The sequence below is a fragment of the Micromonospora sp. NPDC093277 genome (genome assembly GCF_044765245.1).
In the GTDB taxonomy this organism is placed as follows: domain Bacteria; phylum Actinomycetota; class Actinomycetes; order Mycobacteriales; family Micromonosporaceae; genus Micromonospora.
In genome coordinates this window covers 456,306-479,334 of record NZ_JBIWJO010000003.1, presented here as the reverse complement: position 1 = coordinate 479,334, position 23,029 = coordinate 456,306, and the positions used below count along the sequence as shown (strand labels likewise).

Below are 23,029 nucleotides of genomic sequence, written 5' to 3'. Positions count from 1 at the left end.
GTCGAGGTCGGCCTCCCCCGGCCCACCGCCGAGGCGAGTGGCAGGCAGGTGCCGGGTACGGCAGGATCGGCTCATGGAACTCGGACTCGCCGACCGGGTGTATGTGCTGACCGGCGCCTCCCGTGGCCTCGGCTTCGCCACCGCCGAAGCCCTCGTCGCCGACGGCGCCCGGGTGGTGATCTCGGCCCGCGTACCCGGACAGGTGGCTGCCGCCGTCGCGGCGCTGGGCGGGCCGGAGCGGGCGATCGGCCTGACCGCCGACCTGACCGACTCGGCCACGCCGCAGCGGCTGCTCGCCGCGGCGCGCGAGCGGTTCGGCCGGCTCGACGGGGCGCTGATCTCGGTGGGCGGACCGCCCCGGGGCACCGCCGCCCAGGTCACCGACGAGCAGTGGCGGGAATCCTTCGAGACCGTCTTCCTGGGCACCGTCCGGGCCACCCGTGCGGTGGCCGCCGCGCTCACCGACGGCGGTGCGATCGGGCTGGTCCTCTCCACCTCGGCGCGCGGGCCGGTGCCCGGGCTCGGCATCTCCAACGGCCTGCGCCCCGGCCTCGCCGGGGTGGCGAAGGACATCGCCGACGAGTACGGCCCACGCGGGGTACGGGTGTTCGGCCTGCTGCCCGGCCGGATCATGACCGACCGGAACCGGGAGCTCTTCGCCGCCGCCGGCGACCCCGAGCGGGCCCGGGCCGAGGCGGAGGCGTCGATCCCGCTACGCCGGGTCGGCGAGCCCGCCGAGTTCGGCCGGGTTGCCGCCTTCCTGCTCTCCCCCGCCGCCGGCTACGTCACCGGGGTCACCGTGCCCGTCGACGGCGGCGCGCTGCGCGGCCTGTGAGCGCGGCGGGCCCGCCGGCGAGGCGCTATCCCCGGCCGACGAGGGAGCAGCTCGCGGCCGCGGCCGACAAGCTGCTGCCGGACGTCATCGCGCCCGGCCTGGACGTGCTCCTCGTCGGGATCAACCCCGGGCTGTGGTCGGCGGCGACCGGCTGGCACTTCGCCCGGCCGGGCAACCGGTTCTGGCCGGCGCTGTATCGGGGTGGCTTCACCCCGTACCAGCTGCACCCCAGCGAGCAGGACGGGCTGCCCGCCCTCGGGCTGGGCATCACCAACCTGGTGGCCCGGGCCACCGCCCGCGCCGACGAGCTGACTGCGGCGGAGCTGGTGGCCGGCGCGGCGGAGCTGGCCGCCAAGGTCGAGCGGTACCGACCGCGCTGGGTGGCGGTGGTCGGGGTGACCGCGTACCGGATCGGCTTCGCCCGGCCGAAGGCCGGCTTCGGCCCGCAGCCGGAGCCGCTCGGTGGCGCCCGGCTCTGGGTGCTGCCCAACCCGAGCGGCCTGAACGCGCACTTCACCCCGGAAACGCTCGGCGCCGCCTTCGCCGAGCTGCGGACAGCGGCGTCCGGCTAGCCGGCCTGCCTGTCGCCGATGGCAGCAAATGAAGATCAGCCGCGGCCGCTCGCCGGGCACCACGTCCGCCGGCTCCTCGGCTACCGGTTCGGCCGGCTCGTCCACGGCAACCTCGTCCACCGCGTCCCTCCGGCTCCATCACGCACCGTCGAGGATTGTTCGGCCCCGAGGCGGATCCCTGAGAGGGTAGCGTCGGCTTGTCGTTCCGGCGCCGACTGAGGTCGACGAATGTGCGCCTTGTCAGGAGCGGCACGTGCAGGAGCTTTTCTGACGGCGACCAACAACCGCACGGTCGGACACGCACTCGTCCGGGCCGGACATGACCTGGGTCAGCGCGCACACCTTCGTCGGTAGAGCGCCCCCGCGGGTGTTGCCTGGGTCCGATGCCGGTCGGGGACGGTGCGGGCGCTGTCACGGCCGCGGGTTGCCGAAGATCCATTCTCGGACAGGGAGTGACTCATGCAGGAAGAAGAGCAGGTCAAGGCCAACCTCAAGAGCATGGATGATCTTGATTTCGTCGGTTGGAACAGCGCCGACTGGAACGGTGTGTTCGCCCACCACCACACCGACGACGTGTCGGTGGACTGGAAGGGTCAGGCCCCGACTCGCGGGATCGAGCAGCACATCGACGCCATGAAGGCCTATGTCGAGTCAGCCGGAGGCACCCCGCCCCAGATCACGTCCCACCCGATCGCGTTCGGATCCGGGGACTGGACCTGCGTCGTCGGCGAGTTCGAAGGCGGAGGCCGCATGGTCACTGTCGCCAAGTGGCACGATGGCGAGATCGCCGAGGAGTACATCTGGGCCTAGTAGGGAGTGACCGACTCGAGCCCGGCGGCGACGTCAGGCACGGCGACTCCGGAGAGGCGCGACGACGTGTACGCAGACGACCTCCAAGACCGGGACACGCTCATGCCCGCCGCCTTCATCGGTCACGGCAACCCCATGAACGCCCTTGAGGTCAACCGCTACACCACCGCGTGGAAGGCCTTCGGCGCCACCGTGCCTCGTCCCCGCGCGATCCTGGTCATCAGCGCGCACTGGTACATCAATGCCACCGCCGTGACGGCCATGCCGCGGCCGCGCACCATCCACGACTTCTACGGCTTTCCGCCGGCGCTGTTCGAGGTGCAGTACCCCGCCCCCGGACTGCCCGAGTTGGCGGCGGAGGTCAGCGACGCCGTCCACCCGACCTGGGTCGGTGCCGACGTGGACAGCTGGGGAATCGACCACGGCACCTGGTCGGTCCTGACGCACGCCTTCCCCGACGCCTCGATTCCCGTGGTGCAGCTCAGTATCAACGCGGACCAGCCGCTGGACTACCACCTGGATCTCGGCGCCAGACTCGCGCCACTGCGTCGGAGCGGGGTGCTCATCGTGGCCAGCGGCAACGTCGTGCACAACCTCCAGGGGATGGACTGGAAGCTGACCGACGACGGCTACGACTGGGCCCAGCGCTTCGACGAGGACGCCAAGACCCTGATGCTGACCAACCCCACCGAGTTCGCGACGCTCGTCGGCCACCGCGACTTCCGGCACGCGGTGCCGACACCCGACCATTTCATCCCCGCGCTGTACCTCGCCGGACTCGCCGCGGCCGGCGATGCCTCCGAGACCGAGATCCTCGTGGACGGCTACGCCTACGGATCACTGTCGATGACGGCCTACACCCTCGATCTGTCCTGCCCGAACGCCGCCGGCGAGGGGGGCTCGCCGCGACCGCCCGCCGAGGTCCCGCCCGGCGGCTCCAACATCTAGACACGTCCAGAGCCGGTGTCAAAGCCCTCGGTGGAGCCGCAGGCCGGCCAGGGGCTTTGACACAGGCACTAGTTGGCCGCAGCGGGCGGCAGCGACTCCTGCGCCACGTACGTGCCCAGGGGCACGGTGCTGACCACCGGCTGCGGCTGGCCCGGCTCGGCGTAAGGGGCCGGCGAGTCGGCCACCGCGAACTGGGTGCGGTACAGCTCGGCGTAGAGGCCGCCGACTGCGACCAGTTCCTCGTGCCGGCCGCGCTCGACGATCCGCCCCTCGTCGAGGACGAGGATCTGGTCGGCGTCCCGGACGGTGGAGAGCCGGTGCGCGATCACCAGCGCGGTACGCCCGGTCAGCGCCACGGACAGGGCCCGCTGCACCGCCGCTTCGCTCTCCGAGTCCAGGTGCGCGGTGGCCTCGTCGAGGATCACGATCGACGGGGCCTTGAGCAGCAGCCGCGCGATGGCGATGCGCTGCTTCTCGCCACCTGAGAAGCGGTAGCCGCGCTCGCCGACCGTGGTGTCCAGCCCGTCGGGCAGGGACCGGACCAGATCGGCGACCTGCGCGCCCGCCAGGGCGGCCCAGATCTCGTCGTCGGTGGCGTCCGGCTTTGCGTAGCGCAGGTTCTCCCGGATGGTCTCGTGGAACAGGTGGGAATCCTGGGTGACCACGCCGATCTCGTCGCGCAGCGAGGCCAGGGTGGCGTCCCGCACGTCGACGCCGCCGACCAGCACCTGGCCGTCACTGACGTCGTAGATCCGGGAGATGAGCATGGACAGGGTCGACTTGCCGGCGCCGGAGGGGCCGACCAGGGCGACCATCTGCCCGGGCTCGACGCCGAACGAGACGCCCTTGAGCACCGGCTCGTTCACCCTGCGGTCGAGGGCGGCGACCTCCTCCAGGGAGGCCAGCGACACCTCGGCGGCGCTCGGGTAGCGGAACCGCACGTCGCGGAACTCGACCCGGCCGCTGCCCCGGGGCACCGGCACCGCGTCGGGCTTCTCCTCGATGCCCGGATGCAGGTCGAGCACCTCGAAGACCCGGTCGAAGGAGACCAGCGCGCTCATCACGTCGACCCGGACGTTGGACAGCGCGGTGAGCGGGCCGTACAGGCGGGTGAGCAGCAGCGCGAGCTTGACCACGGTGCCCGCGCTGACCGCGCCGGCGACGGCGAGCCATCCGCCCAGGCCGTACGTCAGGGCCTGGGCGAGGGACGCGACCAGCAGCATCGCCACGAAGAACGTCCGCGAATACATGGCGGACTGGATGCCGATGTCGCGGACCCGCTCGGCCCGGCCGGCGAACCGCGCCGCCTCCGTCTCGGGCGAGCCGAAGAGTTTGACCAGCAGGGCGCCGGCGACGCCGAACCGCTCGGTCATGGTCGCGTTCATCTTCGCGTCGAGGTTGTAGGACTCGCGGGTGATCTCGGCGAGCCGCCGGCCGACCCGGCGGGCCGGGATGATGAAGATCGGCAGCAGCACCAGCGCCAGCACGGTGATCTGCCAGGACAGCAGGAGCATCGCGCCGGCGGTGAGCACCAGCTGGATGACGTTGCTGACCACCCCGGACAGGGTGGAGGTGAACGCCCGCTGGGCGCCGAGCACGTCGTTGTTGAGCCGGCTGACCAGGGCGCCGGTCTGGGTCCGGGTGAAGAACTGCAGCGGCATCCGCTGGACGTGGTCGTAGACCTTGGTCCGCAGGTCGAGGATGATACCCTCGCCGATCCGGGCCGAATACCACCGCTGGGCCAGCGAGAAGAGCGCGTCGGCGACGGCCAGCACCGCGATGATCAGGGCCAGCCGGACCACCGTCGAGCCGGCGTCCGGCCCGTGGCCGGCGATCGCGTCGATGACGTCACCGGCGAGCAGCGGGGTGGCCACCCCGATCACCGCGGCGATCACCACGGTGATCAGGAAGACGATGATGTCGCGTTGGTAGGGCCGCGCGAAGGCGACGATCCGCTTGGCGGTGCCGCGCTTGAGCTGGTGGGTGGAGATCTCGTCCTGGTTGCGCATCGACCGGAGCATGCTCCAGCCGCCCATGCCGCCACCGGCCATCTGGTTGGACAATCGTCACCTCCGGGTCGTCGGGCCGCTCTGTGTCGTCGGGTCAATTCTCCCGCCGACTACGACAACCTCGCGAGTAACCCGGATCTTCCCGAACGGTCCTTACTAATCTCCGTACCCGGCCAGATCGCGCAGCCGCCGGGTCTGCGCCTCGCGCTCGGCCCGCTGCTGCTCCGCGTGGGTGCGCCCTGCCGCGCCGGCGAGCAGCGCCTTGATCTCCACGATCGCGTCGCGGTTGTTGGCCAGCAGGCCGGCGGTCAGGTCCCGCACCGCGGCGTCCAGCTCCGCATTCGGCACCACGAGCGTGGCCAGCCCGATCCGGTCGGCCTCGGCGGCGTCCATCCGGCGGCCGGTGGCGCAGATCTCCAGCGCGCGGGAATAGCCGACCAACTCGACGAGACGCTTGGTGCCGGCGAGGTCAGGGACCAGGCCGAGGGCCACCTCGGCCATGGAGAGACTGGCGTCCTCGGCGAGCACCCGCAGGTCACAGGCGAGGGCGAGCTGGAATCCGGCACCGATCGCGTGCCCCTGCACGGCGGCCACGGAGATCACGTCCGGGCGGTGCAGCCAGGTGAAGGCGGCCTGGTATTCGGCGATCCGGTCCGCGCACTCCTGCTCCGGCAGGGTGGTGAGCTCGGCGAAGGAGCCCGGACCGGAGGCGCCGGCCACGGACAGGTCCAGGCCCGCGGAGAAGGCCCGCCCCTCGCCGCGCACCACGACCACCCGGACGTCACCGGGCAGATCGCGGGAGAAATCGCTCATCGCGCGCCACATCGACGGGGTCTGCGCGTTGAGCACGTCGGGCCGGCACAACGTCACTGTCGCGACCGGCCCGTCGCTGTCGAGTCGAACTCCGGTCGTTGCGGTGGTCACCAGACCATCCGGAGCCCGGTGCTGATGGACGACGCTGGCCGGAGAGTCACGCCTTCTTGCGGCGCCGGGCACCGCCGCGCTGCCGCAGCTGCACCCCGGACTCGGTGAGCACCCGGTGGATGAACCCGTAGGACCGGCCGGTCGAGGCCGCGAGCGCACGGATGCTCTCACCCGAGGTGTACCGCTTTACCAGGTCCTTGGCGAGCGTCTGGCGCTCGGCCCCGACGATCCGGCGACCCTTCTCAGTGCTGGTGGCTGTGCCGGTGGCTGCCATGCTGATTCCTCACGTCCCAGACTGTGCGGTTCGGATACGGTCCCACCTATTAGACCGTCTCGAACGATCATGCGCCAGATATCAACTATTCGCCAACCGACACGCTATGCAATGTCAGCTTCCCGATACCGTGATGCTACTGACCGGTCAGCACGGGCCGACCAGGTGGATCATGGCAGGCCGACCAGGTGGACGACCCGTGGCCGACCGGTGAAGGGTGGGGAACGCTCAGGCGAGCTCGACGAGTTCGAGTAGGTCGTCGCTCCAGGCGTCCTCGTCGCCGTCGGGAAGCAGGATGGCGCGGTCGGGCTTGAGCGCCGTCACCGCGCCCGGGTCGTGGGTGACCAGCACGATCGCCCCCGGGTAGCGGGCGATCGCGTCGAGCACCTGCTCCCGGCTGACCGGGTCGAGGTTGTTCGTCGGCTCGTCCAGCAGCAGCACGTTCGCCCCCGAGCAGACCAGCGTGGCCAGGGCCAGCCGGGTCTTCTCGCCACCGGAGAGCACCCCAGCCGGCTTGTCGACGTCCTCCCCGGAGAACAGGAACGCGCCGAGGATCTTGCGCAGGTCGGTGTCGGTCTGCTCCGGCGCGGCGCTGCGCATGTGCGCCAGGATGGTCCGGTCCACGTCCAGGGTCTCGTGCTCCTGGGCGTAGTAGCCGAGCCGCAGGCCGTGCCCGGGGTGCACCTCGCCGGTGTCCGGCTCCAGCAGACCGCCGAGCATCCGCAGCAGGGTGGTCTTGCCGGCGCCGTTGAGGCCGAGGATGGCGACCCGGGAGCCCCGGTCCACCGCCACGCTGACGTCGGTGAAGATCTCCAGCGACCCGTATGACTTGGACAGGCCACTGGCGGTGAGCGGGGTCTTGCCGCACGCGGCCGGGGTGGGGAAACGCACCTTCGCCACCTTGTCGGCGACGCGTACCTCGTCGAGGCCGGACAGCAGCTTCTCGGCCCGGCGGGCCATGTTCTGCGCGGCGACCGTCTTGGTGGCCTTGGCCCGCATCTTGTCCGCCTGGGCCATCAGCGCGCCGGCCTTCTTCTCGGCGTTGGCCCGCTCCCGCCGGCGACGCCGCTCGTCGGTCTCCCGCGCCGCCAGGTACGCCTTCCAGCCCAGGTTGTAGACGTCGACCACCGAGCGGGTGGCGTCGAGGAACCAGACCTTGTTGACCACCGCGTCCAGCAGCGACGCGTCGTGGGAGATCACGATCAGGCCGCCCTTGTGGTTGGCGAGGAAGCCGCGCAGCCAGGTGATCGAGTCGGCGTCCAGGTGGTTCGTCGGCTCGTCGAGCAGCAGGATGCCGCCGCCGTTCTCGCCGGCGTCGCGGAACAGGATCCGGGCCAGCTCGATTCGCCGGCGCTGACCGCCGGAGAGGGTGCCGATGGTCTGGGCGAGGGCCCGGTCGGGCAGGCCGAGGTTGGCGCAGATCCGGGCCGCCTCGGCCTCGGCCGCGTACCCGCCGAGGGAGGCGAACTGGTCCTCCAGCGCGCCGTAGCGGCGGACCAGGCGCTCGTCGTCGGCGCCCTCGGCAAGCTTGGCCTCCAGCTCCTGCATCTGGGCCATCAGCACGTCCAGGCCGCGGGCGGAGAGGACCCGGTCCCGCCCGGTGACGTCAAGATCGCCGGTACGCGGGTCCTGCGGCAGGTAGCCGATGGCGCTGCGCCGGTCGAGCTGCCCGGCGTACGGCTGCCCCTCCCCGGCGAGGACCTTGAGCGTGGTGGTCTTGCCGGCGCCGTTGCGCCCGACCAGGCCGATCCGGTCACCCGGCTGCACGCGCAGCGTGGTGTCGGACAGCAGGATCCGGGAACCGGCACGCAACTCCAGGCCGGTGGCAGTGATCATGTCGAGGTACTCGCTCTCGGGGTTCCGGAAGGGCTGACTCAGGGCACGCGAAAACGCCGGCGGGTCATCACTTCCCGTCGGCGCGGGGCCGTTCAGCCTTCGCAGCGCAGCACGGGGGCAAGTGTACCGGGCGGGCCCTACCGTTCACTTCCGATTACCCTGCAAGATCATCGGGTACCGGAAACCGCGTCCCGGACCCGGTCCGGTACCGGAGGCACCACACACGGACAGATCGGTGATCGGGGTCGACATGGAGCTGAACGAGAACGCGGAGATCGACACCAGCGAGGTGGAAGATCTGCGAGGGTCCGGCGGAGGCGGCGGACTGGGCATCCCTATCCCGATCGGCGGGGGCCGGGGCGGGATCGTGGGCATCGTCATCGCCGTCCTCGTCGCGTTGGCCGGCGGCGGTTACGGCCTCAACGCCATGAGCGGCGGCTCCGACCGGGGCGACAACACCGCGCTGGAGCAGAAGTGCGCGGCCAAGGACGCGCTCCAGCAGCTCGACTGCCGCAACAACCTCTACGTCAACTCGATCCAGGCGTACTGGCGTACCGCCATGCCGGAGGTCTTCGGCCAGCAGTACCGGTCCGCCACGACCGTCTTCTTCAGCCAGGCGGTGCGCACCGGCTGTGGTGCGGCCGACTCCGGCGTCGGGCCGTTCTACTGCCCGGCGGACCACAAGGTCTACATCGACCTCAGCTTCTACCGCCTGCTCGCCGACCAGCTCGGCGCGAAGGGCGAGTTCGCCCAGCCGTACGTCCTGGCCCACGAGTACGGGCACCACGTGCAGAGCCTGCTCGGCACCGAGGCGCAGATGCGCCGCCTGCAGCAGCGTGACCCGGCCAACGCCAACGTGCTCTCGGTGCGGCTGGAGCTGCAGGCCGACTGCTACGCCGGCGTCTGGGCCCACAGCGCCACCGGCACCTCGGACCGGCGGGGCCAGAAGATCTTCAAGAGCATCACCCGGCAGGACATCCAGCAGGCGATCGACGCCGCCGAGAAGATCGGTGACGACGCGATCTCCGAACGCGCCGGCCGTCCGGTCAACCCGAACGAGTTCACCCACGGCACCTCGGCGGACCGCATGCAGTGGTTCACCCGGGGCTACTCCACCGGCGACCCGAAATCCTGCGACACCTTCAGTCGGTAGGCGACTCTCTCTTGGTCGACTCCGTGTGCGGCGAAGTGTGGTCAAATCCGATGACGAGACCACGGTTTGCCGCACACCGAGACGATCACGCGCCTTGTCAGTCGCGGTCGGGGTCGCGGACCAGGATCCGCACCGCGCGGGCGGCATCCACCGCACCGACCAGCACCGCGTGCCGGGGCTCGGGCACATCGAGCAGCCGGTCGGCACGCATCGCGGCGAGCGGGGCCAGCCGCCGGTCGGCCAGCACACCGTCCACCGCCCGCCGATCGCCGCCGCAGACCAGCGCGGCCAGCGTCGCCGCCTCCGGCAGCAGCAGGCGCACGGCCAGCTCCGTCGCGTCGCCCAGCGCCGCCTTCGCCTGGTTGTCCCGGCGCCGGGCGAACCGCTGCTGCGACCAGCCACCCGCGGCGGTGCGTCCCTGCACGTAGCGGGTGTCCACCTTGGAGACCGTCAGGTCCGCACCGGCGGCCACGCCGACCGCCACCGCGCCCTTGCGCACCAGCAGCAGGCCGAGCCGCCGCGGCGTGCCGGCGGCAGCCACGAACCCGGGTACGTCGGCGCTCGCGGGCGCGCCGGGCGGGGTGTGCAGTTCGGCCGTCGCCCCGTCGGGAGCGGCGAGCAGCAGGCCGTACCCCTGGACGGCGGTGGTGGGCGGGCCGTGCCGGTCGGCGAAGCCCTCGACCCAGCGGGCGACGCGGGCCGGGTCGACCTCGACCCACCGGCCGCCCCCGACTGCGGGTCGGCTGGTCATGGTGCGACGGTACGCCACGGGCAACCGTCGTGGCTCGGCGGGAAACGCAACGCGGGAGGACACCGCGACCGGCGTCCTCCCGCGTTACCCGTTGGTCAGTGGACGGTGAGGTTGCCCGCCGTCAGGTTGACCTCGCCGGTGCCGTTGCCCGTCCAGTCGGACGAGAAGAGCAGGGCACCGCCGTTCCACAGGGTGATGCCGACGGTGTCGTCCCGGCCGGGAGCGCCCCGGTCGGTCACCGTCACGGCCAGCGTCAGGCCACTGGCCACCAGCTTGCCGTTGCCGTCGTACAGGCTGGCCTGGTAGCGCACCTGAGCGACCGCACCGGCCGAGGTGATCCCCAGCCCGTCGACCGTGCCGGCCTTGATCGTGTAGGACTTTCCGCCGGAGCGGAACGCGACCTCAGCCTGGCCCGACGCGGCCTTCTTGGCCGTGGCGGGCTTCCCGGTCAGGTCCACCGCGACCTTCGACGCCGCGTCGGCCGGGTACGTCCCCGCCGAGCGGGCGACGGTGATCTGGCCGTCACCGGTGAGGAATCCGCCGTCGGAGACGGCGACCGTCACCTGCGCCGTGGTGCTGCCCGTGTAGTACCCACCGACCGTCGCGGTGACGGTGTGCGTACCCGCCGGCAGGGTGGCCTCGCACACCGCGGAGGCGCTCGTGGTCTCCGTGCCGAGCAGGTCCAGGGCGCCGGTGCAGAGCGTCACGCCACCCTCGGTGAAGGTGACCGTGGCGTTGCGGACGTCACCAGCGGTGGTGTCCGTCGCCGAGGGCAGCACCGAGCTGTCCAGGACGACGGCCCGCAGCAGCGCCTTGCCGGAGTCACCGCTGGACGCGGTGCTCACCAGCGTGTCGCCGGCCCACGTCGCCGCCGCGTTCTCGGCGGTGACCTTGACGGTGAACGAGGTGCTGCCGGCCAGCCCACTACCGTCGGAGACCGTCACGGTGACCGGGTAGTCGCCCGGAGCCGCCGTGGTGGTACCGGCGACGGTCCAACTGCGCGTACCGGGCAGGGTGTCGGTGCCGGAGGTCGCCGACACGGCCAGCGACAGGCCCGCGGGCAGGCCGGTGGCGGACGCGGTCAGCGCGGTGCCGGCGGTGTCGCCGTCGGTCGCCGAGACGGTGACGGTCGGCGAGAGCGCGTCGCTGTACTGGACGCTGGACCCGCCGGCCGGGGCGTCGTTGGTGACCACGGGGGCGGACCGGATGGTGAGGTCGGCGTCGTTGACGTCGAAGAAGACGTTGCCGACGGCCTCGATCTTGATCCGGGCCTGCTTGGTCGCCACGTTGGGCAGGGCCACCGTGGCGCTGCCGTTGTTCGGGGTGCTCGCGGCCAGCACGTACGGGAAGGTCTGCCCACCGTCGGCGGACAGCGAGATCTTCACCTGGCCGGCGTTCACCGGCGCCACGTCGGTGCCGGCCACGTCCCAGGTGACCGTCTGGCTCGAACCACCGTCGAGGACGGCGGCGGAGCCCTGCGAGGTGACCAGGAACGGCCCGGCGTTCGGGGCCAGCGCCAGCGCGATGTCGGCGCTGCCGACGCCACCGCCACCCAGCCGCCCGTCGCGGGCGGTGAGCTTGAAGTGCAGGGTCCGGTCGTTGCTGAAGCCGACCCAGTCCGGGGTGGGCAGGAACTCCGAGTAGCAGTCGACGATCTCCGCCGGCACGTTCGAGGCACCACCGGTGGGCGGCGGGGCCGGCGCGGCCGGGCAGGCGCCCGTCTTGGCGTTCGTGTTGCCCGCCAGGATCTGCTTCATGTCCGGGAAGATCCGGGTCGAGTCGGTGGTCACCGCATTCTGACCCGGCGAGTGGTACTTCAGGGTGTCCTCCGGCGACACGTTCGCCGCCTCGCCGAACACCCGGAACAGCGGACCGTTTGCCTTGGTGTTGCTCATCAGCGCGGTGCCGGCCGAGGCGCCCCGGTCGTTCTGCTCCCACATGTACGTGAGCGTGTCGCCGTCGACGTCCGTGGCGCTGCCGGTCAGCGCGAACGGGGTACGCACCGGGATGCTGATATTGCTCGGCACCGTGACCACCGGCGCGTGGTTGGCGGTCTCCTCGACCAGGATGCCACCGTTGTCGATGGCACCACCCTTGGCCGTCTCACCGACGAAACCGGAGGCGCCCTCGAAGCTGGTGAGTTCGAGCGAGGCGACGTTGACGTTGGCCAGCGTGCCGCCGAAGGTCAGCTGGAAGCCGGTGTCGTTCAGGGTGCCGCTGCCGCCGAAGGCGGCCACGGTGACGGTCGCGCCGGCCGGCCAGCCGGCGATCCCCTCGATGGCGGCCTTGATGCCGGCGGTGGTGTAGTTGACACCCCGCACGATCGGGGCCGAGTCGTTGCCGTTGTAGCGGACCCGGAACGAGTCACCGTTGGCGTCGAAGTCGTACAGCGAGACGGTCTGTACCTCGCTGATCGCCGGACGGCTCGACGTGACGTACGTGGTGATCTCGGTGTAGCTGCGGTGCGACCAGTACGGGTCGGTGTGCGGCTGAAGGTTGTCCTGCTGGCAGATGCCGGCGTACGCCATGATCGACGAGCCGCTGCCCGGCTCGTACGAGTTGGCCGCGCTCCGATTGCCGCCCGAGCAGTTGTACTGCGTGCCGTTGAAGGTGTGGTTGCCGGCGAACTGGTGGCCCATCTCGTGCGCCACGTAGTCCACGGCGTAATAGTCGCCCGTCGGGGCTGGCAGGCCGGTGCAGCCCTGCGCCTTGCTGCCGCCGCCGATCACGCCGAGGCTGGCGACACCGCCGCCGTTGACGCCGAGGCCGATGTGGCCCACGTCGTAGTTGCTGGCGCCGACGATCTGGCCGAGCACGATCCGGTTACGGCTCAGCGTGCTGCTGCCGCAGGAGCTGATCTGCGCCGCGGTGAAGCACGCCGACGCGCCACACGGGCCGTTCGGCTCGGTGGCCAGCGCCGGGGTGTTCAGGTTGGTCTTGTCGGTGTCGTTGATGAGCACGAGCCGGATCGCGGTCTCGTCCTCGTAGATCTGGGTGACCCGGTTCATCAGGGTGACCTTGGCGGCCGTGACGTTCTCCACGCCGAAGAAGTTGGCGTAGGACGGGTCGGTCACCAGCGCCACCCGGTAGGTGCGCAGCTTTACCAGCGGCCCGGCCGGGGCGTCGGCCTGGGCCGCCGCGATCTCGTCCGCCAGGGCGTGCGCCTCGCTCGCCACGTCCTCGCGCTCGACGAACTCGCCGTGCGGGTTCTCCAGGTCACGGGCGAAGTAGCTCGCGTAGAGGCTCTGGTCGAGGTGGTAGTACGGGTCGACGTACCAGTTCCCGGCCGCCGAGCGGACCGAAGCGTGGAAGCCGAGCGGAGTGAGGTCCGCCCGGATGGTCGCGGTCGGGTCGTCCAGGCCCGTCCCGGCGTACGTGGTGATCTCGGGGTGCTTGGCGGCCAGGCCGGCCTCCATCACGGGCGAGTTCACCAGCTCGAAGCGCTGGAGCGTCCCGTCGGGCGCGGGCAGCGACACGATCTGCCGCTGCTGCCTCGCCACCGTGACGCGCTCCCGGGGAGCCTTGTCGAGGGTGCTCTTCAGGCTGCCGCGATCGAGGGTGAACGCGGCCAGCCGCTCGGCCTTGACACTGGCCTTCTTGCCGGCCTTGGTCGATGCCGGCTTACCGTCCACCTTGTGCCACGGGCCGTTGGAGGACGGGGCCGCGCTGGCCACCGCGGGCGCCGCCAGCGCCGGCAGCGCCGCCGCTACCAGCGCGGTAGCGAGTAGAGTTGCGATTCGCCCGCGCCTCGGCTGACCGTCTCGTGCACGGTGCCGCGGTAGGCGTATCAGGGTGATCCTCAAGGCGTCTCCCTGCTCGGTGAGGAGTGGTGGAGCCCGCGCACCGTCCCGGGTCGGCGGGGCGCGCGCACGGCTGATCCACAGATTGGTCAGAGACCCTAAACGGATGACGGACTGCCGACATCCGCCGAACAGGTGATGGCATCCTGACAGGACGTCGAACGGCGCACGTCAGGCAGGTGATCATCAGCCGACGGCGCCGACGGCATACGCGGAGGCAGCCGTCCCGACGGCCGAGCATCGGTGATCGAAAATATGAACAGGACCATGCGTTCGACGGATGGACCTGTCGATTCGACCGATGTCGTCGTAACACCGATGAAGATCAACCGTCATGAGACTGTCATACTTCGATCGTCCACAGCGAACGATAGGGCAGCGGTTCAGCCCAACAGCACGACAACCGCGAGCGCGGCGATGATCGCGCTGGACGCCAGCGCGGTGACCAGACGACCCCGGGGGCCGGTCAGGGCCCGACCGACCAGGCTGCCTCCCCCGGCGATCAGCAGTTGCCAACTGGCCGAGGCGAGGAACGCCCCGAGCACGAACAGCCCGGCGGCCACGACATCGGCGCCGCCCGCATCGCCCCGGCCCAGCACGAGCGCCGTGAAATAGACGACGGTCGCCGGATTGAGCAGGGTCAGGGCGAGGATCGCGAAGTAGGCCCGGACCGGGGTGTCCAGCCCGCGCCGTACCACCGGCCGGCCGGTCGCGGCCGGAGGGCGCAGCGCCCGCCACGCGCCGTGCCCGGCGAGCACGAGCAGCACCCCCGCCGCGACCAGCCGCAACGGGTTCGCGAACGGGGCGAGCAGGCCGGCCACCGCCGCGCCGCCGAGGGCAGCCACCGTGGCGTAGACACCGTCGGCGGTGGCGACGCCGAGCGCCGCGGCCGCGCCGACCCGGAAGGAGGTACGGGCGCTGAGCCCGAGAATGAGCACCGCGATCGCGCCGACCGGGACGGCGACGCCGTAGCCGGCCACCAGACCGGCCAGGAACGCCCCGCTCATGACGGTGGGCGGTGGATCGAGGCCGACGCCGGCCAGGTGCGCTGTCGGCGCGCGGCGGTGGCCGCACGGACAGGAACCTGCTTCGGGTACGCCTCGATCACCCCGCGATCTTGCTTCACCCCCGCCACCCCCGCCACCCGATTTCCCCGTCACCGGTGTGGATCGGGGGCGGAAACGCGTCGAGCGCGGCGCCCCTCGTGGGGTGCCGCGCTCGACGGAGGTGGGTCAGACGTTGAAGCCGAGGGAGCGGAGCTGGTCGCGCCCCTCGTCAGTGATCTTGTCGGGGCCCCACGGCGGCAGCCAGACCCAGTTGATCCGCAGGTCGTTGACCAGACCGCCGCCCGGGCCGGTGGTCAGCGCCTGCCGGGCCTGGTCCTCGATCACGTCGGTCAGCGGGCAGGCCGCCGAGGTCAGCGTCATGTCGACGGTGGCCACGTTCTCGTCGTCGACGTGGATGCCGTACACCAGACCCAGGTCGACCACGTTGATACCCAGCTCGGGGTCGACGACGTCCTTCATCGCCTCCTCGATGTCCCCGATCGCGGCCTTGCCGCCGGCCGGGGCGTCCCCGCCGGTGGCCGGCGTCGCCGTGCCCTCGGTCGCCACAGCGCCGCTCTCCGGCGTGGTGTCCTCGCTGGTCATGCCTTCACCTCCGGGCTCACGCCCACCCCGGCGCGTGCCGCGGCGTCCTTGAACGCCATCCACGACAGCAGCGCACACTTCACCCGTGCCGGGTAGCGCGCGACACCCGCGAACGCCACCCCGTCACCGAGCACGTCCTCGTCCGGCGTGACCTGACCACGCCCGGACATCAACTCGACGAACGCCTCGTGCACCGCCGTGGCGTCGTCCGCGGACCGACCGCGCAGCAGCTCGTGCAGCACGCTGGCCGACGCCTGGCTGATCGAGCAGCCCATCCCGTCGTACGAGATGTCGGTGAACACCTTGCCGTCGGTGGCCACCCGCACGGTGATCTCGTCACCGCAGGTCGGGTTGACGTGGTGCGCCTCGCCGACCCGGGCGTCCGAGTCCGCCGCCTCCCGCAGGCCACGGCCGTGCGGGTGCTTGTAGTGGTCCAGGATGATCTCCTGGTAAAGAAACTCAAGCTGCATCAGGCTGAACTCCCGTCGATTCGCCGGGCTCCTGCGTCGCCCGGTTCATCCGAACACCTTCCGCACCTGCTCGAGACCGGCCACCAGCGCGTCGATCTCCTCCGTGGTGGTGTACAGGTAGAACGACGCTCGCGTCATGGCCGGCACGCCGAACCGGGTGCACACCGGCTTGGCGCAGTGGTGCCCCACCCGCACCTGCACGCCGAGCGAGTCGAGCACCTGCCCGACGTCGTGCGGGTGCACGTCGCCGAGCGCGAAGGAGATCGTCCCACCCCGGCCGACCGGCACGTTCGGGCCAAAGATGCGCAGCCCCGGCACGGTGGCGAGGGCGTCCAGCGCGTACGCCGTCAGCTCCTTCTCGTGCCACTGGATCGCGCGCATCCCGATCCCGCTGAGGTAGTCCACGGCCGCGCCGAGCGCCACGGCCTCGGCGATCGGCGGGGTGCCCGCCTCGAACCGGGCCGGCGGCGCGGCGAAGGTCGACCGCGCCATGGTCACCGTCTCGATCATCGACCCGCCACCGAGCACCGGCGGCATCGCGGCGAGCAGCTCCGTCCGGCCCCAGAGCACGCCGATGCCGGTGGGCGCGCACATCTTGTGACCGGTGAAGACGATGAAGTCGGCGTCGAGGTCGACCACGTCCATCGGCATGTGCGGCACCGACTGCGAGCAGTCGAGCAGCAGCAGCGCGCCCACCTCACGGACCCGGGCGGTGATCCGGGCGGTGGCGTTGACCGTGCCGAGGATGTTGGAGGTGTGCACCAGCGCGACGACCTTCGTCCGCTCGTTGACCAGCTCCTCGAGCCCGGACTCGTCCAGCCGGCCGTGGTCGGTGACCGGGAACCAGCGCAGGGTCGCGCCGGTCCGTTCCGCCAGCAGCTGCCACGGGACGATGTTCGAGTGGTGCTCCATCTCGGAGATCACGATCTCGTCGCCCGGGCCGATCCGGAACCGCTCGTCAGCGTCGGGCCGCAGCGAGGCGTTGGAGAACGCGTACGCCACGATGTTGATCGCCTCGGTGGAGTTCTTGGTGAACACCACCTCGTCCGCGCTCGGGGCGTTGATGAACGCGGCAATCTTCGCCCGGGCTCCCTCGTACGCCTCGGTCGCCTCGGTGCCCAGGGTGTGCACCGAGCGCGACACGTTGGCGTTGTGCCGGGCGTAGTGCTCGGCGAGCACGTCGAGCACCTGCCGCGGCTTGTGCGAGGTGTTGGCGCTGTCGAGATAGACCAGCCGGTGCCCGTTGATCTCCCGGTCCAGGATCGGGAAGTCGGCGCGCACCGTGGCCACGTCGAAACGCGGCACGTCGTCGTACTGCGGCATCCCCGACGGGATGGCGATGGTGGTCATCTCTGCAGCCCCCGTCCGTGCTGTCAGGCCCGCGCCGAACCGGCCCCGGCGACGTACCGCTCGTAGCCCTCTTCCTCGAGCTTGTCGGCCAGCTCCGGGCCGCCCTGCTCGACGATCCGGCCAGCCACGAAGACGTGCACGAAGTCCGGCTTGATGTAGCGCAGGATCCGGGTGTAGTGGGTGATCAGCAGCAGGCCGGTGTCGCCGGTGTCGCGGACCCGGTTCACGCCCTCGCTGACCACGCGCAGCGCGTCCACGTCGAGGCCGGAGTCGGTCTCGTCGAGGATGGCCATCTTCGGCTTGAGCAGCTCCAGCTGCACGATCTCGTGCCGCTTCTTCTCGCCGCCGGAGAAGCCCTCGTTGACGTTGCGCTGGGCGAACGCCGGGTCCATCTGGAGCTTCTCCATGGCGCCGCGCAGCTCGCCGGCCCAGGTGCGCAGCTTCGGCGCCTCGCCGTCGATGGCGGTCTTGGCGGTACGCAGGAAGTTGGCGACGGAGACGCCGGGCACCTCGACCGGGTACTGCATGGCCAGGAAGAGGCCGACGCGGGCCCGCTCGTCGACGGACATGGCCAGCACGTCCTCGCCGTCCAGCGTCACCGAGCCGCCGGTGATCTCGTACTTGGGGTGACCGGCGATCGAGTACGCCAGGGTCGACTTGCCGGAGCCGTTCGGGCCCATGATCGCGTGGGTCTCACCCGAGCGCACGGTCAGGTCGACACCGTGCAGGATCGGCTTGAGCTCACCCTCGGGCAGCTTGACCGACACCTTCAGGTCGCGGATCTCCAGGGTGCTCATTATCGGGTCACTCCATTGCTCGGCGTCAGACTGACGTAGATCTCGCCGTCGCGGACTTCGACGGGATAGACGGGAACGGGTTCGGTCGCGGGCAGCCCGGTCGGCTCACCGGTACGCAGGTCGAAACGGGATCCGTGCAGCCAGCATTCCAGCGTGCAGCCCTCGACCTCGCCCTCGGAGAGGGGCACGGCGGCGTGCGAGCACTCGTCGTACACGGCGTAGAAGTTGTCGTCGTCGCCGTGCACGATCGCGAGCTGGGTGCCGTCGACGTCGGCGCTGATCGCGGTGCCCTTCGGCACGTCCTCGGTCGCGCAGATCCTGATCATCAGGCGCCGGCCCTGGTCAGCCGGGTCTCGATCGCCTCGCCGAGCCGTTCGCGCAGCTCCTCGACCGGGATCTTGTTGAGCAGCTCGGCAAAGAAGCCGCGGACCACCAGGCGACGGGCCTCGCCCTCCGGAATGCCCCGGGCCATCAGGTAGAAGAGCTGCTCGTCGTCGAAGCGGCCGGTCGCGCTGGCGTGGCCGGCGCCGGCGATCTCGCCGGTCTCGATCTCCAGGTTGGGTACGGAGTCCGCCCGGGCGCCGTCGGTGAGCAGCAGGTTCCGGTTGATCTCGTACGTGTCGGTGCCGGTCGCCTCGGCCCGGATCAGCACGTCACCGACCCAGACGGTGTGCGCGCTGTCGCCCTGCAGGGCACCCCGGTAGCCGACGTAGCTGCGGCAGTCCGGCACGGTGTGGTCGACCAGCTGCCGGTGCTCCAGGTGCTGGCCCGAGTCGGCGAAGTAGAGGCCGTACAGCTCGGCCTCGCCGCCCCGGTCGCCGTACTCCACCGAGGTGTACTGCCGGACCAGGTCTCCGCCGAGGCTCACCTGCACGTGGGTCACCTTGGCGTCGCGGCCCAGCCGCACCTTGAGGTGCTGCGCCTGCACGGCGTCGTCGGCCCAGTCGGCGACGGTGACCAGGGTCAGCCTCGCGCCGTCGGCCACCGCCACCTCGACGTTGTCGGCGAGGGTGGCCGAGCCGGAGTGCTCCACCACCAGGGTCACCTCGGCGAACCGGCCCACCTCGACGAAGGTGTGGCCGAAGGCGAGCGCGTCCGCGCTCTCGCCGACCACCCGCAGGCGCACCGGGGCCGTGACCACCGCGTCGCGCGCGACCTGCACCAGCAGCGCCTGCTCGACCCCGCCGAACGCCAGCGCGCTGACCCGGTCGAACGGGGTGAGCACGCTGCCCAGCCGCGGGTCGTCCCTGCCGATCCGGCCGACGGTGACGCCCTCGGGCAGGTCGGCGTACTCGTGACGGACCGTGCCGGTCGCAGCCGGCGTGCCGCCCAGGCCGCGCAGGCGCTTGAGCGGGGTGAAGCGCCACTCCTCCTCCAGGCCGGTGAGGGCCGGGAAGTCGGCGACGTCGTACGAGCGGAGCGCCTGCGACTTGGTCGCGGGCGGCGCGGAAGCCTGGGTAGTCATCTCTTCCTTGGTCTGTTCAGCGATTGATCGGAGGGCGGGTCGGGCTGGTCGCGGCCCGGCGCGACGGGTCGGGCTGGTCGCGGCCCGATCCGTCGGGTCGGAGTTCGCGGTCGGATCAGCCGACGGCGCCTTCCATCTGGAGCTCGATCAGGCGGTTGAGCTCCAGGGCGTACTCCATCGGCAGTTCCTTGGCGATCGGCTCGATGAAGCCGCGCACGATCATCGCCATCGCCTCGTCCTCGCTCAGACCCCGGCTCATCAGGTAGAAGAGCTGGTCCTCGCTGACCTTGGAGACGGTCGCCTCGTGGCCCATCGACACGTCGTCCTCGCGGATGTCGACGTACGGGTAGGTGTCCGAGCGGGAGATGGTGTCGACCAGCAGCGCGTCGCACTTGACCGTGCTCCGGCTGCTGTTGGAGCCCTCCAGCACCTGCACCAGGCCGCGGTAGGAGGTGCGGCCGCCGCCCCGGGCGATCGACTTCGACACGATCGTCGAGGAGGTGTGTGGCGCGGCGTGCACCATCTTGGCGCCGGCGTCCTGGTGCTGGCCCTCGCCGGCCATGGCGACCGAGAGCACCTCGCCCTTGGCGTGCTCGCCGGTCATGTAGACCGCCGGGTACTTCATGGTGACCTTGGAGCCGATATTGCCGTCGATCCACTCCATGGTCGCGCCCTCGTGGCACACGGCCCGCTTGGTGACCAGGTTGTAGACGTTGTTCGACCAGTTCTGGATGGTCGTGTAGCGGCACCGGGCGTTCTTCTTGACGATGATCTCCACGACGGCGCTGTGCAGCGAGTCGGAGGAGTAGATGGGCGCGGTGCAGCCCTCGACGTAGTGCACGTACGCGCCCTCGTCGACGATGATCAGCGTCCGCTCGAACTGGCCCATGTTCTCCGTGTTGATCCGGAAGTAGGCCTGCAGCGGGATCTCCACGTGCACGCCCTTCGGCACGTAGATGAACGAGCCACCGGACCAGACGGAGGTGTTCAGCGCGGCGAACTTGTTGTCGCCGACCGGGATCACCGTGCCGAAGTACTCCTTGAACAGGTCCTCGTGCTCCTTGAGCGCGGTGTCCGTGTCCAGGAAGACGACGCCCTGCTCCTCGAGGTCCTCGCGGATCTTGTGGTAGACGACCTCGGACTCGTACTGCGCCGCGACACCGGCGATCAGCCGCTGCTTCTCCGCCTCGGGGATGCCCAGCTTGTCGTAGGTGTTCTTGATGTCCTCGGGCAGGTCCTCCCAGCTGGCGGCCTGCTTCTCGGTGGACCGGACGAAGTACTTGATGTTGTCGAAGTCGATCCCGGTCAGGTCGGCGCCCCAGGACGGCATCGGCTTGCGCCCGAACAGCCGCAGGCCCTTCAGGCGCAGGTCGAGCATCCAGGCCGGCTCGTTCTTCTTGGCCGAGATGTCCCGTACCACCGCCTCGTTGAGGCCGCGCTGGGCGGAGGCACCGGCGACGTCGGGGTCGGCCCAGCCGTACTCGTAGCGACCGAGGGCGGCGAGCTGCTCCTCCTGGGTCAGGGGCTGGACGATCTGCTCGGTCATCTATCTGTCCTCACAGTGGTGACGGTGTTACCGGACTGGGCGCCCGGGCTCTTACGTGGCTGGGCCGGGATGTGCGTGGTGCACACCCCGTCGCCGTGGGCGATGGTGGCCAAGCGCTGCACGTGGGTGCCGACCAGACGGGAGATCACCGTGGTCTCGACCTCGCACAGCTGAGGGAACTCGGCGGCCACGTGCGCCACCGGGCAGTGGTGCTGGCAGAGCTGGCCACCGGAGGCGATCGTCGACGCGTTGGCAGCGTAGCCCTCGGCGGTCAACGCCCCGGCGAGCGCCTCCGCCCGGGCGAGCGGGTCGTCGCCGGCGTCCTCCATGGCGGCCTGGCAGCGCTCCTCCAGCGCGCTCACCTGCTCGGCGGCGAACGCCTCGACCGCCTCCGCACCCCCGGTGCGGGCGATCCAGCGCAGCGCGGCGGTGGCGATGTTGTCGTAGTGGTGGGTCCCGCAACGCAGCCGACCCGCCTCGGTCAGCACGAACACCTTGGCCGGGCGGCCCCGGCCCCGGCTGCCCCGCACGACCTGCTCGCGGGCGACCACGTCGCCGTCGGCGAGCATCGCGTCGAGGTGCCGGCGGATCGCCGCGGGGCTGAGCCCGAGCGCCGAGCCGAGCTGGGCGGCGGTGATCGCGCCGCGCTCCAGCAACAGCTGGGTGACCCGGTCCCGGGTGGAAAGGTCGGTGGACGCGGCCTGCGACAACGCCAGCTCGCCACGCCGCGGCCCGATGCCGTCGGCCTGGCGTCCGGAGAGCCCCGCCGCCTTTTTCACAACGGCAACGTTACGTAATTCGGCGGAGGGCCGCAAACCGGGTCCCGGTGATTCCCGACACCGAGGCGGCAGAGTCACCCGATCGTGGTCCACTACGGTGCGTAGGATTCGCTGCGTGAAGCCTTCCGTCCGGTTCCTGGTCTCCCCCGCGTTGCTGCGCCGCCTGGCATACGCCTCGATCATCGCGAACGTGGCGATCGTGGTCACCGGCGGGGCGGTCCGGCTCACCGCCTCGGGCCTCGGCTGCCCCACCTGGCCCCGGTGCACCGACGAGTCGTACCACACCACGCCGGAGATGGGCGTGCACGGGATGATCGAGTTCGGCAACCGGCTGCTCACCTTCGCGGTGGGCATCATCGCCCTCGCCGTGGTGCTCGCCGTGCTGGCCCAGCGGACCCGACCGCGCGGGCTGCTGCCGATGGCGGTCGCCGTGCTGTTCGGCATCCCCGCGCAGGCGGTGATCGGCGGGTTCACCGTGCTGACCGACCTCAACCCGTGGGTGGTCGGGCTGCACTTCCTCGCCTCGATGGCGGTGATCGCCGCCGCGTACGCCCTCTGGCGCCGCACCGGCGAGCCGGACGCGCCGGCGACGCCCACCGTGCCGGCGCCGCTGCGCGCCCTCGCCCTGCTCACCACGCTGGTGAGCGCGGCAGTGCTGGTGGTCGGCACCTGGGTGACCGGAAGCGGCCCGCACGCCGGCGACAAGGGCGCGGCCCGCAACGGCCTCGACCCGGAGTCGATCTCCCAGGTGCACGCCGACGGGGTCTTCCTGCTGATCGGCCTCTCGGTGGCGCTGGTCTTCGCGTTCCGCGCGGTGGGCGCCGCGCGGGCCACCCGGGCCGCCGCCGTGCTGGTCGCGGTCGAGCTGGGCCAGGGCCTGATCGGCTTCGTGCAGTACTTCACCCACCTGCCGGGGGCGCTGGTCGCCGCGCACATGCTCGGCTCCTGCCTGGTGCTGCTGGCCACCCTGGCGATGCTCTGGTCGACCCGGGAGCGCCGCCCGGCCGCGCCGCCGACCCGGCCCAGCCCGGCCGCCGAGCCGGTCCCCGCGGCGGCCTGAC

21 protein-coding genes are annotated in these 23,029 nt (G+C 71.0%); 6 read left to right on the top strand and 15 right to left on the bottom strand.

Going from position 1 to position 23,029, the window contains the following annotated elements:
- Positions 1-73: 73 nt before the first annotated feature.
- From ACIRG9_RS10120 to ygiD, 4 genes are all read left to right on the top strand, one after another.
- The gene (locus ACIRG9_RS10120; RefSeq protein WP_402852979.1) at positions 74-835 is read left to right on the top strand and encodes an SDR family oxidoreductase; all 762 of its coding nucleotides are present in this window, start codon (positions 74-76) and stop codon (positions 833-835) included.
- Positions 832-1,407 (top strand): G/U mismatch-specific DNA glycosylase, encoded by a 576-nt coding sequence (gene mug, locus ACIRG9_RS10115; RefSeq protein WP_402852977.1) that lies wholly within the window; start codon positions 832-834, stop codon positions 1,405-1,407. The genes ACIRG9_RS10120 and mug overlap by 4 nt, the downstream gene beginning before the upstream one ends.
- A gap of 459 nt (positions 1,408-1,866) precedes the next feature.
- Positions 1,867-2,217: a hypothetical protein gene (locus ACIRG9_RS10110; protein ID WP_402852975.1), complete on the top strand. Its 351-nt coding sequence runs from the start codon at positions 1,867-1,869 to the stop codon at positions 2,215-2,217.
- Positions 2,218-2,283: 66 nt separating this feature from the next.
- On the top strand, positions 2,284-3,165 hold the full coding sequence (gene ygiD, locus ACIRG9_RS10105) for a 4,5-DOPA dioxygenase extradiol (RefSeq protein ID WP_402852973.1): 882 nt from the start codon (positions 2,284-2,286) through the stop codon (positions 3,163-3,165).
- Between the two features lie 68 nt (positions 3,166-3,233).
- Here ygiD and ACIRG9_RS10100 read toward each other — a convergent pair whose 3' ends face one another.
- From ACIRG9_RS10100 to ACIRG9_RS10085, 4 genes are all read right to left on the bottom strand, one after another.
- Positions 3,234-5,216 carry an ABC transporter ATP-binding protein gene (locus ACIRG9_RS10100; RefSeq protein WP_402853107.1) on the bottom strand — a complete coding sequence of 661 codons (1,983 nt, stop codon included), beginning with the start codon at positions 5,214-5,216 and terminating at the stop codon, positions 3,234-3,236.
- Between the two features lie 114 nt (positions 5,217-5,330).
- On the bottom strand, positions 5,331-6,098 hold the full coding sequence (locus tag ACIRG9_RS10095; protein ID WP_402852972.1) for an enoyl-CoA hydratase/isomerase family protein: 768 nt from the start codon (positions 6,096-6,098) through the stop codon (positions 5,331-5,333).
- Between the two features lie 46 nt (positions 6,099-6,144).
- Positions 6,145-6,372, bottom strand: coding sequence for a helix-turn-helix domain-containing protein (locus ACIRG9_RS10090; RefSeq protein ID WP_007462679.1), 228 nt, complete (start codon positions 6,370-6,372; stop codon positions 6,145-6,147).
- A 228-nt stretch (positions 6,373-6,600) separates the two neighbouring features.
- Positions 6,601-8,208 carry an ABC-F family ATP-binding cassette domain-containing protein gene (locus ACIRG9_RS10085; protein ID WP_402852970.1) on the bottom strand — a complete coding sequence of 536 codons (1,608 nt, stop codon included), beginning with the start codon at positions 8,206-8,208 and terminating at the stop codon, positions 6,601-6,603.
- 250 nt (positions 8,209-8,458) lie between these two features.
- On the opposite strand from ACIRG9_RS10085, the gene ACIRG9_RS10080 reads away from it, so the two are divergent.
- The gene (locus ACIRG9_RS10080; RefSeq protein ID WP_402853104.1) at positions 8,459-9,361 is read left to right on the top strand and encodes a neutral zinc metallopeptidase; all 903 of its coding nucleotides are present in this window, start codon (positions 8,459-8,461) and stop codon (positions 9,359-9,361) included.
- A gap of 97 nt (positions 9,362-9,458) precedes the next feature.
- On the opposite strand, the gene ACIRG9_RS10075 is transcribed toward ACIRG9_RS10080, so the two are convergent.
- From ACIRG9_RS10075 to ACIRG9_RS10025, 11 genes are all read right to left on the bottom strand, one after another.
- Positions 9,459-10,112 carry an acVLRF1 family peptidyl-tRNA hydrolase gene (locus tag ACIRG9_RS10075; protein WP_402852968.1) on the bottom strand — a complete coding sequence of 218 codons (654 nt, stop codon included), beginning with the start codon at positions 10,110-10,112 and terminating at the stop codon, positions 9,459-9,461.
- Positions 10,113-10,207: 95 nt separating this feature from the next.
- Positions 10,208-13,786: a M12 family metallo-peptidase gene (locus ACIRG9_RS10070; RefSeq protein ID WP_402852966.1), complete on the bottom strand. Its 3,579-nt coding sequence runs from the start codon at positions 13,784-13,786 to the stop codon at positions 10,208-10,210.
- A 509-nt stretch (positions 13,787-14,295) separates the two neighbouring features.
- A complete protein-coding gene (locus ACIRG9_RS10065; protein ID WP_402852964.1) occupies positions 14,296-14,919 on the bottom strand; it encodes a LysE family transporter in 624 nt (207 codons plus the stop codon).
- A gap of 225 nt (positions 14,920-15,144) precedes the next feature.
- Positions 15,145-15,561 carry a metal-sulfur cluster assembly factor gene (locus ACIRG9_RS10060; RefSeq protein ID WP_402852961.1) on the bottom strand — a complete coding sequence of 139 codons (417 nt, stop codon included), beginning with the start codon at positions 15,559-15,561 and terminating at the stop codon, positions 15,145-15,147.
- Positions 15,558-16,031: a Fe-S cluster assembly sulfur transfer protein SufU gene (gene sufU / locus ACIRG9_RS10055; protein WP_402852958.1), complete on the bottom strand. Its 474-nt coding sequence runs from the start codon at positions 16,029-16,031 to the stop codon at positions 15,558-15,560. Before sufU ends, ACIRG9_RS10060 begins: the two co-directional genes overlap by 4 nt.
- Before the next feature lie 45 nt (positions 16,032-16,076).
- Positions 16,077-17,381: a cysteine desulfurase gene (locus ACIRG9_RS10050; RefSeq protein WP_402852956.1), complete on the bottom strand. Its 1,305-nt coding sequence runs from the start codon at positions 17,379-17,381 to the stop codon at positions 16,077-16,079.
- Positions 17,382-17,404: 23 nt separating this feature from the next.
- On the bottom strand, positions 17,405-18,178 hold the full coding sequence (gene sufC / locus ACIRG9_RS10045) for a Fe-S cluster assembly ATPase SufC (protein ID WP_387424347.1): 774 nt from the start codon (positions 18,176-18,178) through the stop codon (positions 17,405-17,407).
- Positions 18,178-18,504, bottom strand: a complete 327-nt coding sequence (locus ACIRG9_RS10040; RefSeq protein WP_402852952.1) for a non-heme iron oxygenase ferredoxin subunit — start codon at positions 18,502-18,504, stop codon at positions 18,178-18,180. Before ACIRG9_RS10040 ends, sufC begins: the two co-directional genes overlap by 1 nt.
- A complete protein-coding gene (gene sufD, locus ACIRG9_RS10035; protein ID WP_402852949.1) occupies positions 18,504-19,643 on the bottom strand; it encodes a Fe-S cluster assembly protein SufD in 1,140 nt (379 codons plus the stop codon). Before sufD ends, ACIRG9_RS10040 begins: the two co-directional genes overlap by 1 nt.
- Positions 19,644-19,758: 115 nt before the next feature.
- Entirely contained in the window at positions 19,759-21,189 is a 1,431-nt protein-coding gene (gene sufB / locus ACIRG9_RS10030) for a Fe-S cluster assembly protein SufB (RefSeq protein ID WP_402852946.1), read from the bottom strand.
- Complete coding sequence (locus tag ACIRG9_RS10025) at positions 21,186-21,968, bottom strand: helix-turn-helix transcriptional regulator (RefSeq protein ID WP_402852943.1); 783 nt, start codon at positions 21,966-21,968, stop codon at positions 21,186-21,188. The genes sufB and ACIRG9_RS10025 overlap by 4 nt, the downstream gene beginning before the upstream one ends.
- Positions 21,969-22,065: 97 nt before the next feature.
- On the opposite strand from ACIRG9_RS10025, the gene ACIRG9_RS10020 reads away from it, so the two are divergent.
- Positions 22,066-23,028, top strand: coding sequence for a heme A synthase (locus tag ACIRG9_RS10020; protein WP_402852940.1), 963 nt, complete (start codon positions 22,066-22,068; stop codon positions 23,026-23,028).
- The last annotated feature ends 1 nt before the right edge of the window (position 23,029 follow it).

Excerpts from the sequence above, each read along its gene's own strand:
- ACIRG9_RS10120 (WP_402852979.1), top strand. The coding sequence starts at position 74 with ATGGAACTCGGACTCGCCGACCGGGTGTATGTGCTGACCGGCGCCTCC.
- ACIRG9_RS10110 (WP_402852975.1), top strand. The coding sequence starts at position 1,867 with ATGCAGGAAGAAGAGCAGGTCAAGGCCAACCTCAAGAGCATGGATGAT.
- ACIRG9_RS10100 (WP_402853107.1), bottom strand. The coding sequence starts at position 5,216 with ATGGCCGGTGGCGGCATGGGCGGCTGGAGCATGCTCCGGTCGATGCGC.
- ACIRG9_RS10090 (WP_007462679.1), bottom strand. The coding sequence starts at position 6,372 with ATGGCAGCCACCGGCACAGCCACCAGCACTGAGAAGGGTCGCCGGATC.
- ACIRG9_RS10085 (WP_402852970.1), bottom strand. The coding sequence starts at position 8,208 with ATGATCACTGCCACCGGCCTGGAGTTGCGTGCCGGTTCCCGGATCCTG.
- ACIRG9_RS10080 (WP_402853104.1), top strand. The coding sequence starts at position 8,459 with ATGGAGCTGAACGAGAACGCGGAGATCGACACCAGCGAGGTGGAAGAT.
- ACIRG9_RS10075 (WP_402852968.1), bottom strand. The coding sequence starts at position 10,112 with ATGACCAGCCGACCCGCAGTCGGGGGCGGCCGGTGGGTCGAGGTCGAC.
- ACIRG9_RS10065 (WP_402852964.1), bottom strand. The coding sequence starts at position 14,919 with ATGAGCGGGGCGTTCCTGGCCGGTCTGGTGGCCGGCTACGGCGTCGCC.
- ACIRG9_RS10060 (WP_402852961.1), bottom strand. The coding sequence starts at position 15,561 with ATGACCAGCGAGGACACCACGCCGGAGAGCGGCGCTGTGGCGACCGAG.
- sufU (WP_402852958.1), bottom strand. The coding sequence starts at position 16,031 with ATGCAGCTTGAGTTTCTTTACCAGGAGATCATCCTGGACCACTACAAG.
- ACIRG9_RS10050 (WP_402852956.1), bottom strand. The coding sequence starts at position 17,381 with ATGACCACCATCGCCATCCCGTCGGGGATGCCGCAGTACGACGACGTG.
- sufC (WP_387424347.1), bottom strand. The coding sequence starts at position 18,178 with ATGAGCACCCTGGAGATCCGCGACCTGAAGGTGTCGGTCAAGCTGCCC.
- ACIRG9_RS10040 (WP_402852952.1), bottom strand. The coding sequence starts at position 18,504 with ATGATCAGGATCTGCGCGACCGAGGACGTGCCGAAGGGCACCGCGATC.
- sufD (WP_402852949.1), bottom strand. The coding sequence starts at position 19,643 with ATGACTACCCAGGCTTCCGCGCCGCCCGCGACCAAGTCGCAGGCGCTC.
- sufB (WP_402852946.1), bottom strand. The coding sequence starts at position 21,189 with ATGACCGAGCAGATCGTCCAGCCCCTGACCCAGGAGGAGCAGCTCGCC.